Genomic DNA, 15,346 nt, shown 5'->3' with positions numbered 1-15,346 from the left:
CTGGCGATCAGGGCTTAGAGCAAGCCGCGTTCCTTAGCCATGTCGAGTGCCAAGTCTTCAATCATATCTTCCTGTCCACCAACGGTGCGGCGGCGGCCAAGCTCAACCAGTATATCTCGGGCCGACACACCGTACTTCGCTTCGGCGCGTTTCGCGAACAACAAGAAAGATGAGTATACGCCCGCGTAGCCCAGAGTCAGGGAGTCCCGGTCGATACGGATGGGGTGATCCATAATGGGAGTCACGCGGTCTTCGGCGACATCCATAATTTTATACAGATCAATACCGTGATCCGCGCCCATACGATCAAGCACAGCCACCAATACCTCCAGCGGCGTATTGCCTGCACCGGCGCCCAGGCCGGCCACAGAGCCATCGATACGGTTAGCACCGTGCTCGATTGCCACCAGCGAGTTCGTGACGCCCAGGCTCAGGTTGTGGTGAGCGTGGAAGCCCAGCTCGGTTTCTGGCTTCAGCTCGCTGCGCAACAGCGCAATGCGCTCTTGCACCTGATCGGGCAGCATATAGCCAGCGGAATCGGTGCAGTAAATACAGTTGGCACCGTATGATTCCATCAATTTGGCTTGCTCGACGATTTCCTCAGCGCCAATCATATGGGTCATCATCAAGAAGCCCACGGTATCCAAGCCCATCTCACTGGCCATGCCAATGTGCTGCTCTGATACATCCGCTTCGGTGCAATGCGTCGCCACGCGGATGGTTGATACGCCGAGATCAGCGGCCATTTTCAAATGGTCGACCGTACCAATACCGGGCAGCAACAGCGCCGAAATTTTTGCATTCTTAACCGCACCGATTACGGCCTTCAGGTATTCTTCATCGCTGTGCGCTGGGAAACCATAGTTAACCGAACTACCGCCCAAACCGTCACCGTGAGTCACTTCGATCAGTGGCATGCCCGCCTCATCGAGGCCACTGGCAATACTGACCATTTCATCCAGAGAAATCTGGTGACGCTTAGCGTGCATACCATCGCGCAAACACATGTCGTGCAGAACGACTTTCTTACCTTGAATATCCATGACTATCCCCTCAGGCGGCCGATGGTGAAAAACGGCCTGCCAGAATCTCTTCGGCAAACATCTCTGCGGTGCGCAGGCCCGCGGCGGTCATAATATCGAGGTTACCCGCATACTTGGGCAGGAAGTCCCCGAGCCCCTCTACTTCCATAAACATGGAAACGCGATTGCCATCGAAAACGGGACCATTTTTCAAACGGTAACCCGGTACGTATTTTTGAACCTCGGCAACCATGTCATCCACCGATTTGCGAATCGCCTCTTGATCCGGCTCGTCGTCAGTCAAACAGTGAATGGTGTCGCGCATAATCAGCGGTGGCTCTGCCGGGTTAATCACGATAATCGCCTTACCCTGGCGAGCGCCGCCCACTTTCTCTACCGCGCCCGCCGTTGTGCGGGTGAATTCGTCGATATTTTTACGTGTGCCGGGCCCCACAGACTTGGAGCTTACCGTGGCAACAATTTCGCCGTAGCTCACCGACTGCACGCGCGACACGGCTGCAACCATTGGAATGGTTGCCTGTCCGCCACAGGTCACCATATTCACATTCATGCACTTTTCGGCCACTGCATCGCTGAGGTTGACCGGTGGGATACAAAATGGGCCGATCGCCGCCGGCGTCAAATCGATCATCAACGCACCCTGCTCGTTCACTTTGCGCGAGTTCTCGGCGTGAACATAGGCTGAGGTTGCATCAAAACAGATTTGCACACCGTCCTCACGCATGGTCGGCAACATACCATCCACGCCTTCCGAGGTGACCTTCATGCCCATTTCTTTGGCGCGGGCCAAGCCGGGTGATTCGGGGTCAACACCGACCATCCAAACGGGTTCAATCAGCTCCGAGCGCATTGCCTTCATCAGCAGGTCGGTCCCAATATTGCCCGGCCCGATGATGGCCGCGCGAATTTTTTCAGCCATAAGATTTCTCACTGTCAGTAGAGCACCGCTATGTGCTCCGAATAGGTAGATGTTGTTGTTCTAGATCTAGCAATCAGACGAAATGCACTTCTGCATCGCCGATACCTTCCAGCTCCATGCGCAGGCTGTCACCTGCTTGCACCGGCTCCAGCGGTACCAGAGAACCAGAGAGAATCACCTCTCCCGCTTTGAACGGAATACCGAAGCGCCCCAGCGTATTTGCCAGCCACGCCACCGCGGTTAGTGGGTTACCCTGCACCGCACTGCCCAAGCCTTCACTGAGAATTTCACCGTTTTTCCATACGCGAATTTTCAATGCGGGCAGGTCGAAGTCTTTGGGGTCTGCCTCTTGCTCACCCAGCACGTAAACACCGCAGGAGGCGTTGTCCGCCACGGTGTCCTGAATGGCAATTTTCCAATTGTCGATACGCGAATCAACAATCTCAAAACAGGGCATAATGGCGTCGGTTGCGGCCAATACATCCGCCTCCGTAACGCCGGGGCCTTGCAGGTCTTTCTTCAACCGAAAACCGATCTCCGCCTCGGCACGGGGGGAAATCAAATGACCGGCTACCGGCACTTTTGCACCATTGGCAAAGGTCATGGCGTCGGTTAAAAAACCAAAGTCCGGCTGGTGTACGCCGAGCATTTCCTGCACCACTTTACTGGTAACACCGATTTTTTTTCCGACCACCTTCTCCCCGTCTTCTTGACGGCGGTTAAGCATGCGCAGGGAAATGTAGTAGGCATCGTCAATGGTAATGTCCGGCTCACGCTCGGTCAGCGGGGCAATGCTTTGCTGGCTGCGCAGGGCGTTGTAGAGCTCATCACCCAATGCATTGATCTTGGCGCTATCCATAATTTATCCGTTCTGCAAAAAGTCGAGGGTTTGGCGATTGAAAAGCTCGCGGTGCTCAACCATTACCCAATGCCCACAGCGAGACACCAACGTAAGGCGAATATCAGCGATGCCCTTCGCCAATTTCATAATGCCGGTCTCGGGCATCATTTGCTCATTGACGCCCCAGAACGCCAGGGTTGGACAGGTGATTTCACCCAGCCTCTCTGTCATATCGGGCACCGTCATGGTGGTGATAACCTGGCTGTTCTGTTGCTGAAAAATTCCCCAGCGCTCATTGACCAGCTGCTCGTCGACCACGGCATCATCAAACACCAGGCCGCGACGAATAAAGTCTTCCAAGCGCTCCGGGGCCATCGGCCCAGAGGTAAAGACCTCTTTCATAATCTGCATGCCGGGCATATGAAAGTAGTCGGCCTGTTGCTCTATTCCGCCGGGCGCCATCAGCACCAGCTTAGTGACCCGCTCTGGGTAGTCGAGGGTATATTTCAGCGCAATGGCTCCACCCAAGGAATTACCAATCAGGCAGTATTGCTCCACGCCAATATGACGCAGTGTTTGGTGCACACACTCGACGAAAAAGTCCAGCGGGTAGTCAACGTCATCAGGCTTATCGGAATACCCATAACCTATCAGGTCGGGCACCACCACTCGGAAGCCCTGCTCAACAAACCACGGGTAGTTGTATTTGAAGTTGCTGTGTCCACTGGCGCCGCTGCCGCTGCCGTGCAGAAATACCACGACAGGCCCGTCACCCTGATCCAGGTAGTGAATGCGGTGGCCATTGTCGAGGGTGACATACTGCCCCTCGGGTAATCCCGCTACGATTTGACTCATGGCTGCCCGCCCCCAGGTAAACAGAAAAACATGATGTGCCCGAGCAGGCGCAGAGAAAGCGCCTGCCGAGAGCTATTTTTGTGGTGTAAATTTTATAGAAGGGCCTTCGAGACACTAATCCCCCAAACGGATGACAGCTTTTTCCGGCTCACTCCACGATCGCATCATTAAATTTGGGGGGCTTACCCAACATGGCACGCGGCGACGGGGGCAGCTTGCCATCAATGTCCACCAGCCCGTATTCCTCGGCCAGCTCTGCCGCGTAGAAGACTTTGCCACTGCGCGACATCAATGCTGCATCGCGGTACAGCGCGTCTATCACCAAACCGGGAAACTCAGGCGATTCGGCCGCCGCCACCGCATCGGCGTAGAGTTCGGGTTGCGCGTCGAAGACCTGCATACTGCGTTCGGTTTTCAGCAACCCCATCCACAGCGACACAACGGCGACGCCATGTGAGCGAAAATCCACGGCCATGTCATGGGCCATTTTATCCACACCCGCCTTCCCGGCACCGTAGGCCGGGCCGTGCATATAGCAGCGCCCTCCCGCTGAGGAGGTATTCACCACCAGCCCCTTTGCGCTCTTTAGCAGCAGTGGCGCCGCGTAGTACGACGACACATAACTAGAGCGCAGCCCAACATTGAGAATATCCTGCAACGCCAGCGGCTTTTCCCAAAACGGCCCCGGCAGGGTCAAGCCCTCGGGCACCAGCAAGGCATTGTTGACGAGAATATCCAAACGTCCCTGCTCGGCTTCAATCACAGCCAGCGCTTTGCGTACCTGCTCATCGTCCCGGTGGTCACAAATTAAGGGGATGGCCTTTGCACCTCTCTCCTCTATGGCTTCGACAGTGGCATAGACGGTGCCCGGCAAGGCCGCATCACCCTCGGACTGAGTGCGGCCAGTCACGTAGATTGTCGACCCCGGTTTGGCCAGCGCCAGCGCAATGCCCTTGCCCGCGCCGCGACTGGCGCCAGTAACAAGAATGATGCGTTTATCCTGCTTCACAATGGATTCCTATTATTGTGTCTACCAACGGCCGCATAGGCTGACAGACCGCGGCTGCAGATGCATCCTCCGAAATGACTAGAGCGGGCGTGTCACAGCAGCAGCCGCCGAATATCGGCCAGCATTTGCGCCAATTCGGTAAAGAACTTGCCGGCATCCGCGCCGTTTATCACCCGGTGGTCATATGACAGGGACAGCGGCAGCATTTTGCGCGGCTGGAAACTATCACCATCCCAAACGGGTTTCACGGCCAGCTTGGAAACCCCCAGGATCGCAACTTCCGGCGCATTGATAATGGGAGTAAAACCAGTACCGCCGATATTGCCCAGGCTGGAAACGGTGAAACAGCCGCCCTGCATTTCCGCAGGTTTAAGCTTTCGCTCCCGAGCTTTCTTGGCCAGCTCAGCGGTTTCTTCTGCCAGCTCCCAAAGCGACTTTTTATCGACATCGCGAATCACTGGTACAACGAGCCCTGCTGGCGTGTCCACGGCCATACCAATATGAACATAGTGCTTGTAGACAATGCTCTCACCATCGGCACTGAGGGAGGCGTTGAACTTGGCATTGCCGCGCAACGCAGCCGCCGCCGCTTTTAACAAAAAGGGCAGAGGCGTTAACTTCACACCGCGCTGCTCAGCCTCTTTTTTCATCTCGCGACGGAAGTCCTCAAGCTCAGTGATATCTGCATCATCAAACTGCGTCACATGAGGAAGATTCAACCAGCTGCGGTGCATATTGGCCGCGGTCAGTTTATCCAGCTTGCTTAAGGGCTGAATATCCACCTCGCCAAACTTGGCAAAATCCACATCAGGAATCGGCGCAATGCCGCCGCCAGCTGCCGCTGCGGGCGCTTTCGCCAACTGCTTAACATAGGCATGCAGGTCTTCCTTAACAATGCGCTTGCGCGGGCCGCTGCCGGACACTTTGCTCAGATCAATACCAAACTCGCGCGCCAATTTACGCACCGCGGGGCCAGCATATACTTGTTCCCCTGGTGCAGCCGGCGCAGGCGACGTTGAGCTGGTGCTGGCGCTCTCGCGCGCAGCGGCCGAGGCTTCGTGTTTTGGCTCGGGCTCGGCACTCACTGGTGCATCGGCCTTTTCCGATGGCGGGGCGGTTTGCTCAGCCTTCGCGTCGCTCGCTGAGTTCGCCCCTGCGACACGCATTTCTGCGATCGCCGTACCTTCACTGGCAGCGTCACCCACCTTGATCAACATCGCGCTGACCACACCTGTAAACGGTGCAGGAACCTCCATGGAGGCCTTGTCTGACTCCAGCACGATCAGTGAATCACCTTCATTCACCTCATCGCCTTCGGCAACGCACAGCTCGATAACTTCGATACCTTCACCACCGCCAACATCTGGCACCTTAACGGTTTCGGTGCGCTCCGCTGTCGACGCAGGCTGCGCAGCACCAGCAGTATCGTTACCACCATCAGTGTCGTCGTCAGCGGCTGACGTTTGCTCGGCTGCAGCGTCGGGCTCGGGTGCCGACTCGGCCGCTGATTCCGAAGCAGGCTCATCGCTGCCCTCAGCCACTTCCAGCTCGAGAATGGCATCCCCCTCGGAAACGCTATCGCCTACCGACATAGCAATCGACACGACTTTGCCAGACTTTGGCGCAGGCACTTCCATCGACGCCTTGTCAGATTCTAAAACCAGCAGGGAGTCTTCCTGCTCGACAACATCGCCAACAGCAACGCAGACTTCGATTACCTCAACGCCTTCACCACCGCCGAGGTCTGGAATTTTGATTGTTTCTTTTGTCACAGAAAACTCCTCGTATTAGCGGTGCATCGGGCTAATTTTTTCAGCATCAAGGCCGTAGTCTGCAATGGCCTTGCTCACGACAGAGGCAGCAATTTTGCCCTCATCACTCAGCGCCTTTAGGGCCGCGACCGTCACGTAATAACGGTCCACCTCAAAGTGCTCGCGCAATTTCGCTCGCGTGTCAGAGCGACCATAGCCGTCGGTACCCAGCACCACATAGCGGCCATCAATATATGGGCGCAGCTGTTCACCGTAGGCTTTAATATAATCCGTTGCACAAATAACCGGCGTGGACTGCGCATTGAGCTGCTGACTAACATACGCACTGCGTGGCGACTCCTCAGGGTGAAGCAAATTCCATCGGTCACACTCCATGCCGTCGCGATACAGCTGGTTAATGCTGGTGGCGCTCCAGATATCCGCTTCCACTTTGTGATCGGATTTCAGCAGCTCAGCGGCCGCTTCAACTTCACGCAAGATGGTGCCACTGCCCAATAACTGAACCTTTAGCTTGGGCTTCTTAACGGTGCTGCCTTTGAGTTTGTAGATTCCCTTGATAATGCCCTCTTCACTGCCTTCGGGCATATCGGGGTGGTAGTAGTTTTCGTTCATCGTGGTGATGTAATAGAAAACATTTTCCTTCTCGGCATACATGCGCCGCATGCCGTCCTGAATAATCACCGCCAACTCGTAAGAATACGTTGGGTCGTAGGACACGCAGTTCGGGATCATATTGGCCATTAAGTGGCTGTGGCCATCCTGGTGCTGCAAGCCTTCACCATTGAGGGTGGTACGACCCGATGTTGCACCGATCAGGAAACCGCGCGCCTGAGAGTCACCGGCAGCCCAAGCCAAATCCATAATGCGCTGAAAGCCGAACATGGAGTAAAAAATGTAAAACGGCACCATTGGATAGCGGTGATTCGCATAGGAGGTTGCCGCCGCCAACCACGCAGAGAAGGCGCCGGCCTCGGTGATGCCCTCCTCCAAAATTTGTCCGTCCTTGGACTCTTTGTAATACATAATTTGGTCGGCATCGTGGGGGGTGTAGCGCTGCCCCTGAGAAGAATATATGCCCAGCTGGCGGAACATACCCTCCATACCGAAGGTTCGCGCTTCGTCTGGCACAATCGGCACAATACGCTCGCCCACGGCCTTGTCCTTAACCAGGGTCGATAGCATGCGAACAAAGGCCATTGTCGACGACACTTCTCGCTTGCCGGTGTTTTTCAGCTGCGCGGAAAATTTCTCCAGCGACGGAACATCCAAGGCATCGAAGTCAGCCTGTCGCGCCGGCAAATAACCCCCCAGCTCCTCGCGGCGCTTGTGCATATACACCATTTCCGGACTGTCTTCCGGCGGCCGATAGTAGGGGACATTTTTCAGCTCATCGTCGGGAATCGGCACGGCAAAGCGGTCGCGGAATTTTTTCAGCTCATCCAAGTCGAGCTTCTTCACCGAATGCGCTTCGTTTTGCGCTTCGCCGCCGCTACCCAGGCCGTAGCCTTTAACCGTCATTGCCAGTACCACGGTAGGCTGGCCTTTGGTTTCTCGGGCATTGGCGTAGGCAGCGTAGACTTTATAAGGGTCGTGGCCACCGCGATTCAGGTACATAATTTCGTCGTCAGAGAGGTCTTCAACCAGCTCCAGCAACTCTGGATACTTCCCGAAGAAGTGCTTGCGAGTGTAGGCCCCGCCGTTGGCTTTGTAGTTCTGCAACTCACCATCACACACTTCATTCATGCGACGGCGCAACAAGCCGGTTTTGTCTTTTTCCAGTAGCTGATCCCAGTGGCGCCCCCAAATGACCTTGACGACATTCCAGCCTGCACCGCGGAATACCCCTTCCAGTTCCTGGATAATTTTGCCATTGCCGCGCACCGGGCCGTCCAGGCGCTGAAGATTACAGTTGATCACAAAGCACAAATTATCGAGCTGCTCGCGCCCCGCCAGAGCAATTGCGCCGAGAGACTCAGGCTCATCGCACTCGCCATCGCCCATAAAACACCACACTTTCCGATCGCCGTGATCGACCAGCCCTCGGCTCTGTTGGTACTTCATTACGTGGGCTTGGTAGATTGCCTGAATGGGGCCCAGGCCCATGCTAACGGTGGGGAATTGCCAGTAGTCCGGCATTAACCAGGGGTGCGGATACGACGACAAGCCATCGCCGTCCACCTCGCGGCGGAAGCTGTCGAGCTGCTGCTCCGAGAGGCGCCCCTCCAGGAATGAGCGCGCATACATACCCGGCGAACTATGGCCCTGATAATAGATCAGATCGGCCTTATCACCGCCGCGGAAAAAGTAGTTAAAGCCCACATCGTAAAGGGTCGCGGAAGAGGAAAAGCTGGAGATGTGGCCACCCAAGCCCTCATCGTTGTCGTTGGCCCGCATTACCATTGCCAGCGCATTCCAGCGTATTAACGAGCGAATTTTACGCTCCATAAACAAGTCGCCGGGCATTCGTTTTTCATCGCGAGGCTCGATGGTATTGCGAAATGAGGTGGTGATGGCCGCTGGGAGTTGGGTTCCCTGGCGCGCAGCATGCTTTGCCAAATATTTCAGGAGAAAAGCGGCGCGTGCTCTACCCGCATGGCTAAGCACGCCATCCAGTGCTTCCAGCCATTCTTGGGTTTCCTGTGGATCGAGATCTTCACGCAAATCAGGGTCTTGGTACATATCACAGTCCTTATCAATACCGTGGGCTGCCTAGACCAGCAAGCGATTTGCTCGAATGTGTTCCGCGTCAACGGGCGCACCGACCATGATCAATAATCGGGGTGTGCCTGCCGTTGGTGACGGTGATCACCTGGCCTATCTGGCGCTGCCCCACCTTGTGGGTCGGGCAGAACTGCCGATGAGAATTCGGGCCCCTGAAAGCCTATGCACTTTCAGAGCCGCGGAAATCATCGCAGCCCTGTCGCCATAAATCAAGAAAATCTAGATATTTTTATTATGAATAAATAGTTTCACCTCTATAAAAACAAGTACTTATACTAGTCGAAGGAATAGACTCCCGCCCTATCAAGCACTGCGCGCGACTCCCCAGCAGGCAATGCCGACGGCCACTGCCCTGGCACCGTCACTAGCAAGCTGCGACGGTTTGCATCGTGCAGGGTTTGACGCATAAGCGACCACCACTGCGTGTACTCCAGCCCCCTCAGCGCAGCGATTAACTGGTCTCGACTGTCAAAACCCGAATACCCTTCCAACAGATCCCGCCAATGGCGGTCTGCCGCCTCCCACAGGTTTTCCGGCTGCTCCGCTAACTTACTTATCAACGTCGCCCGGAACTGCTCGTAAGTTTGTTCATCAACGCCATTTTCAATCCAGGCGTCGATATATCCGTCGATCTCCTTGGCCAGCATCGCCGCATCAGCAACCGGTGACTGCACCAGGAAGAATAAGCCACCCACATTTCGCTGGGGGTATACACCCGCATTAACAATGTAGCCGAGCTGTTTCTCGGTGCGCAGTTGATGATAAAAGTCAGCACTCATGATCTGCGCCGCCAAGCCCAAAGCAACCCTGGCCATTTTTCCCTGATCAGGCGCCTGCACATACTGAAGTAGCGCAGCATCGTTGTGCTCGGCGGGCACAATCGCCAGCGCGTTCCCCGCAGGTAGCTTAACAATCTGTTGCTGCGGCCGTGTGCTCAGCGACGTTTGCGGGAGCGCTCGCATCATTTGCGCAACCGTGTCCAGCGCGTCCGCTTGGGTGAAGTTACCGTGGAGCATCACCTGATAGCGGAAGGCCGCCAGCACCCGCTCAGCCTGGCGCGCAACCTCGGCAAGCCCCAGCGCTTCGGTCTCTGATAGCAGAGACTCGAGGGCGGGCTCCTGTCGCTGCTGCAAGCGCGGCAGTTCGGCAAAAAGTTGCTGATAGGGTGAACGGCGCCGAACATTTTGCAACTCGCGCAGGCGCTGCTGCTTAATGCGGGCAAAACGCTGCTCATCCCAGTCGACGTGACGCAGTGTATTCAGCACCTGAGACAGCAGCTCTGCCTGCTTCTGATCAAACCCTCCCAAGCGCAACTCAACACCGCGCCAACTGCTCGACAAGCTGTAATCTAAGCCCGCCAATTGCGCGGCATAGGCCTCTTCGTTCAGCTGATCACTGACCATGCGCAACCACAGTTCGGTGGCGGCAGCTGCCGAGGACGAGTCTCGCGTTGCAGGCGTCTCCAGCAAGAGATAACTGCGGCCTTTAGGCACATCAAACTGATCGTCGTTGTACAACCACACGCCGTCGATAGGCGCATTGTCCACCAACCTTGGCTGGTCGTTTGCAGCAGCATCGCCCTTCAGAGTAAAGGTATCAGCAATGTAGGGGTTACTGGCTGGCAAATACAGCCCCGCTGGCTCGGCCTCACGCCAGCGCTGTTGTTGCTGCGCATCAATGTCGCGCGCACTCCAGGGCACGTCATAACGCTGCTCGCGGCGGTCGGTATCGACACCCGGCGCAACAAGCGTAATAAACGCCTTGTCCGGGGTCATACTGCGCAGGTATTCCCGTATCAATTCCGGCCGGAAGGACGTCATTACATACGCCGCCCGCAATACCTCCGCGGGCGGGTACTGCTGAAGCGCCGAGGAAAATTGCACCAATTCCTCTGTCAAATTTCGACGGTTGCGAAAACGAAATTGTTGCGCTGCGAGCTGGCTTTGCTCTCGGTACCGCCAGGCCTGAATACCCTGTTCATCAATCAACCGCACATAGGCAAAAACCTGTTGGACAATACTATCGAGGTGTTCCATGCCGGCTTCGGTCAACGCAATATTGACACCAAACATTGCCTGACCCTGCATATCCAGGCTCTGACCGGCGCTCAAGCCATCGGCCCAGCCTGCGCGCTTAAGCGCCGATAACAGACTGCCCTTGCCCTCGTGACCGAGCAGGTTCGCAATATACGACAGCGGCTTATCACGCCAGTGGGGGCTGGCATCAACCACCGGAAACTGAATAGACAGCCGCCGCTCCGTTTGCACTGGCTGTATCGTCACCCAGCGTGGCAGCGCCTGCGGTTCGAACAGCGGCTGAGTGATCGGCTCGATGTTCACCTCGCGATTCTCAATCGCACTAAACCGCGCGCGCACCATCGATTCCAGCTCTGCCAGGGACTCTCGCCCCACCACCGTCAGGCTCATGATATTCGCTGAGTAATAACGCTGGTAAAACGCCAGCAATTGCTCTCGCAACGCCGCCTCGCGATCCGCCTGCAAGGTTTGCAAATTGCCTACTGAAAATTTGCTAAATGGATGCTGCGGCGCCAACTGCTCTTTAAACACCGCCAGCTCCCGGCGGCGATCGTTGCGCAGTCTGGCGCGATATTCAGACTCCACCGCATTGACTTCACGCTGCACGTAATTGGCGTTGAACAGCGGTGCGACAAAGAACTGGGAAAACTGATCCAGGGCGCCTTCAAGCGCATCCGCCTTAACATCGAAGAAATAGTTGGTGTGCTCAAAACTGGTGAAGGCGTTGTGACTGCCTCCGTTTGCCGTAATGTAGGCTTGGTAGTCACCCGCCTTTGGGTAAGCACGCGTGCCCAGAAACAGCATATGCTCCAAGAAATGCGCCAAGCCCTGATAGTCACGAGGGTCTTGGCGGCTGCCGACATTCACATCCAGCGATGCACCCGCTTTATCTGCGCCCGGATCAGACACCAATAATACTTTGAGACCGTTATCCAACCGCAGATAGCGAAAGCTGCGCTGCTCGGTATCCGGCTTGATGATGCTTTCGCCCTGACCAGACAGCGAGGCGTCGCGGGTAAGTGCCGCGCAGGCAGAAATAACAATAAGTAGAATAGCGACGGTGACATGTTGCAGAACGCGCACAAATATTTCCTTACAGAGTCAATTACAACGATGCTTGCTCGCTGGGGGCTTCCGCTTCGTTACTCACGGCGTGAGGTCGCGGCCAGGAATACAGAATCGCCTTCACTAAAGTCGCCAGTGGGATCGCAAAAAACACTCCCCACATTCCCCAAATTCCGCCGAATACCAACACGGCAACAATAATCGCCACGGGGTGCATATTCACCGCTTCGGAAAACAGCAGTGGCACCAACACATTGCCATCGAGCGCTTGAATGATTCCATAGACAATACACAGGGTAAAAAACTCCCCGCCCCATCCCCACTGCAAATACCCCACTAGTACGACGGGCAATGTCACCACGGCCGCACCGATATAGGGAATCACTACCGACAAGCCCACTGCCAACGCCAGCAGCGCGGCATAGTTTAACGACATCAGCGAGAACGAAATGTAAGAAGCCACACCGACGATCACGATCTCAATTGCCTTACCTCGTACGTAATTGGCAACTTGATCGTTCATTTCCAACCAAACGGCGCGAAGTAAAGGTCGGCGACGCGGCAGAAAACCCGACAACCACTCAAGGATCAGCTGTTTATCCTTGAGGAAGAAAAACACCAGAATGGGAATCAGCACTATATTGATCATCAAACCAACAACATTGGGCAGCTGCGCAAGAGAAAAAGACACCAAGTACTGCCCCAGCGAACCAATCTCCGTGGTTGCCAGCGTCATCCACTCCCGAATTTGCGCCTCGGTAAACACCTCCGAGCGCTCAGGCAATACCATCAGCGCCTGCTGCAGCTTTCGCAGCATCGACGGCAGCTCTTGTATCAGCGTAACCAGCTGCTGCCATACCAACGGCAACAGCAGCATAAGCACACCAAAAAACACCGTTAGGAAAATACCGTACGCGACGGCAATCGCGAGCCACCGCCGGGCGCCCAGCGCCGACATTCGGGCGATCACGCCCTGCATCATAAAGGCCAGCACGACACTGGCAATAATGGGGATCAGGACATTGCCGATGCTGAGGATCAACAACAGAATCGCGGCAAGAATAATCAGCAACACTACCGTTTCTTCTTCGGCAAAGATGCGATTAAACCAATTGCGAACCATTCCAAGCATGTGGTTGTCCTTTTTCTCGTAAACCTAGATCATCCGCCCGGTGCGCTCAGCGGCTATTTCTTCTGGAGTAGGTACCTAAACTCCCCCTGACGCTCTTCATCGAGCAACAGCGTATTGCCGCTCTGGGCAGCGAACACGGCAAAATCCCGCTGTGAGCCGACGTCAGTTGCCAGCACCTCTACGACCTCGCCGCTCGCCATCCGGTTCAATGCTTGTTTGGCTTTTAGCAGCGGCAGCGGGCAGTCCAACTGACGCGCATCCACTCGACAGTGTATCTCGCTCATAGCATACCTCTTTCTGAAAATGCCGGCAGTATAGCGCCCCAGCCGGGGGCGACAGAATGCCACTGACGCACTTTTTGCGCTTTAATAGGTCTGAGCCTTTATCACTTGTATGATCTATATCGGCGAACCCGGCTACCTATACGGTGGCACCAAACAAGGACACCATTGTGGTACGAACATTTTTACACGCCCTTATCGCCATCCTACTGTGCAGCGCGGCAGTGGCCCAGCCGATGAGGGACACCAGTAGCCAGCTTCCAGAGCTAGGCGAAGTCGATGCCTCACCGTATTCGGCTAAGCAGGAATACCAGCTGGGCAGAATGTGGTTGAGAATGTTCCGCACACAAGTGAAAACCCTCGGCGACCCACAACTGCAAAGCTATGTCGAGTCCTTGCTTTACACGCTGGCCGCCAATAGCGAACTGAAACAGCGCGACTTAGAAACTGTCGTTGTCGACAATAGCACCATCAACGCTTTTGCCGTGCCTGGCGGCGTTATCGGCGTGCATACCGGTCTCTTCCTGTTCAGTGATAACGAGGCCCAATTTGCCGGCGTACTCGCCCACGAGATTGCCCACTTGAGCCAACGCCATTTCAGCCGCTCCATCGACAAGGCCCGCGAAGCGAGTATCCCCAGCATGGCAGGCATGTTAGCGGGGATCATTCTGGCGGCGACAACCGGCTCCGATGCGGGCATTGCCGCCATTGCGGCGAGTCAGGCAGCGGCGCTTGAAAACCAGCTGCGTTTTAGCCGCCAGCACGAGCAAGAGGCCGACCGCGTCGGCATGGAAACCCTCGCACGAGCCAACATGGACCCCAATGGCATTCCCTCAATGTTTGAGAACATGAATGCCAACTTGCGCTTTGCACGGGCCAAGCCGCCCGAATTTCTGCTGACTCACCCACTGACAGAGAACCGAATTAGCGATAGCAAAAACCGTGCTCGCAACTACCCTCGGCAGGTCTATACCGACAACTTAAATTTCCAGCTTATGAAAATGCGGGCAACCGTCCATCATACTGAAAAAATGGAGAGCCTGCTGCAGCGATGGAAGGATGAACAAGGCGCCAATGGCGAAGCGCGCCGCTACGGCATCGTGCTGGCGCTTACTGAGATGGAGCGCTGGCAGGAAGCCAGCGACCAGCTCGACGACTTGATTGACGACGACCCCCAGCGCATTGCCTATATCCTTGCCCGTGCAGACATCTTGCTTGGGCAGAAAGCCTACGACCCCGCCATCGATTTATTACGCAGCGCACTGGCGCTCAATCCGGACAACTACCCGCTGAGCTTTCATTTGGCTGATGCCTTGGAGCAAGCACAGCGCTTTCGCCAAGCCGACGACGTGCTCACCGCATTGAGTTCAAGGCGGCAGAACGATCCAAAAATCTGGTACCGATTGGCGGAAGTCAGAGGCCTGGCGGGGAATATTCTCGGCGTGCATCTGGCAAGGGCAGAGTATTTTATTCTCACCGCCCAGCTCGAGCGCGCTGCCAGCCAATTGCATTACGCGCACAAGCAGAGCGGAAGCAATCAAATACTTCAGGGGAAAATCACCGAGCGACTGCGCGATATTGACGAGCTGAAGAAACAGCTCAAAGAATTTCAGGGACGCTAGGGCCTGTTCACACTAATCCAATTGTCACTGCTGGAGGTCATTTTTGCCTC

11 protein-coding genes are annotated in these 15,346 nt (G+C 55.7%); 1 reads left to right on the top strand and 10 read right to left on the bottom strand.

All coding sequences use genetic code 11. From position 1 onward, the window contains the following. Positions 1–14: 14 nt before the first annotated feature. The 10 genes from dmpG to ABNS66_RS13245 form a co-directional block, all read right to left on the bottom strand. On the bottom strand, positions 15–1,043 hold the full coding sequence (dmpG, locus tag ABNS66_RS13290) for a 4-hydroxy-2-oxovalerate aldolase (protein WP_027873549.1): 1,029 nt from the start codon (positions 1,041–1,043) through the stop codon (positions 15–17). A gap of 10 nt (positions 1,044–1,053) precedes the next feature. Beyond that, positions 1,054–1,962, bottom strand: a complete 909-nt coding sequence (locus tag ABNS66_RS13285) for an acetaldehyde dehydrogenase (acetylating) (protein WP_027873548.1) — start codon at positions 1,960–1,962, stop codon at positions 1,054–1,056. A gap of 73 nt (positions 1,963–2,035) precedes the next feature. Continuing rightward, a complete protein-coding gene (locus ABNS66_RS13280) occupies positions 2,036–2,821 on the bottom strand; it encodes a fumarylacetoacetate hydrolase family protein (RefSeq protein WP_204995999.1) in 786 nt (261 codons plus the stop codon). A 3-nt stretch (positions 2,822–2,824) separates the two neighbouring features. Continuing rightward, on the bottom strand, positions 2,825–3,658 hold the full coding sequence (locus tag ABNS66_RS13275; protein ID WP_286837140.1) for an alpha/beta hydrolase: 834 nt from the start codon (positions 3,656–3,658) through the stop codon (positions 2,825–2,827). Positions 3,659–3,806: 148 nt separating this feature from the next. Then, positions 3,807–4,667, bottom strand: a complete 861-nt coding sequence (locus tag ABNS66_RS13270; protein ID WP_286695926.1) for an SDR family NAD(P)-dependent oxidoreductase — start codon at positions 4,665–4,667, stop codon at positions 3,807–3,809. A gap of 92 nt (positions 4,668–4,759) precedes the next feature. Further along, positions 4,760–6,439, bottom strand: a complete 1,680-nt coding sequence (gene aceF, locus ABNS66_RS13265) for a dihydrolipoyllysine-residue acetyltransferase (protein ID WP_286837143.1) — start codon at positions 6,437–6,439, stop codon at positions 4,760–4,762. Positions 6,440–6,454: 15 nt separating this feature from the next. Continuing rightward, complete coding sequence (aceE, locus tag ABNS66_RS13260) at positions 6,455–9,100, bottom strand: pyruvate dehydrogenase (acetyl-transferring), homodimeric type (protein ID WP_286696203.1); 2,646 nt, start codon at positions 9,098–9,100, stop codon at positions 6,455–6,457. A 335-nt stretch (positions 9,101–9,435) separates the two neighbouring features. Beyond that, the gene (locus ABNS66_RS13255; RefSeq protein ID WP_348655348.1) at positions 9,436–12,279 is read right to left on the bottom strand and encodes an insulinase family protein; all 2,844 of its coding nucleotides are present in this window, start codon (positions 12,277–12,279) and stop codon (positions 9,436–9,438) included. A gap of 22 nt (positions 12,280–12,301) precedes the next feature. Then, a complete protein-coding gene (locus ABNS66_RS13250) occupies positions 12,302–13,393 on the bottom strand; it encodes an AI-2E family transporter (protein WP_286695930.1) in 1,092 nt (363 codons plus the stop codon). Between the two features lie 53 nt (positions 13,394–13,446). Beyond that, positions 13,447–13,677, bottom strand: a complete 231-nt coding sequence (locus ABNS66_RS13245) for a sulfurtransferase TusA family protein (RefSeq protein ID WP_286837148.1) — start codon at positions 13,675–13,677, stop codon at positions 13,447–13,449. A gap of 167 nt (positions 13,678–13,844) precedes the next feature. Between ABNS66_RS13245 and ABNS66_RS13240 the strand changes: the two genes are divergently transcribed. Continuing rightward, positions 13,845–15,296: a M48 family metalloprotease gene (locus ABNS66_RS13240; protein WP_286837150.1), complete on the top strand. Its 1,452-nt coding sequence runs from the start codon at positions 13,845–13,847 to the stop codon at positions 15,294–15,296. The last annotated feature ends 50 nt before the right edge of the window (positions 15,297–15,346 follow it).

Source organism: uncultured Spongiibacter sp., from assembly GCF_964011655.1.
GTDB lineage: Bacteria > Pseudomonadota > Gammaproteobacteria > Pseudomonadales > Spongiibacteraceae > Spongiibacter > Spongiibacter marinus.
The sequence above is the reverse complement of the archived record's forward strand: the minus strand, read 5'-3'. Positions and strand labels throughout refer to the sequence as shown.

What these genes read in the sequence shown, in the direction of transcription:
- dmpG (WP_027873549.1), bottom strand. Translation starts at nt 1,043, where the DNA reads ATGGATATTCAAGGTAAGAAAGTCGTTCTGCACGACATGTGTTTGCGC.
- ABNS66_RS13285 (WP_027873548.1), bottom strand. Translation starts at nt 1,962, where the DNA reads ATGGCTGAAAAAATTCGCGCGGCCATCATCGGGCCGGGCAATATTGGG.
- ABNS66_RS13280 (WP_204995999.1), bottom strand. Translation starts at nt 2,821, where the DNA reads ATGGATAGCGCCAAGATCAATGCATTGGGTGATGAGCTCTACAACGCC.
- ABNS66_RS13275 (WP_286837140.1), bottom strand. Translation starts at nt 3,658, where the DNA reads ATGAGTCAAATCGTAGCGGGATTACCCGAGGGGCAGTATGTCACCCTC.
- ABNS66_RS13250 (WP_286695930.1), bottom strand. Translation starts at nt 13,393, where the DNA reads ATGCTTGGAATGGTTCGCAATTGGTTTAATCGCATCTTTGCCGAAGAA.
- ABNS66_RS13245 (WP_286837148.1), bottom strand. Translation starts at nt 13,677, where the DNA reads ATGAGCGAGATACACTGTCGAGTGGATGCGCGTCAGTTGGACTGCCCG.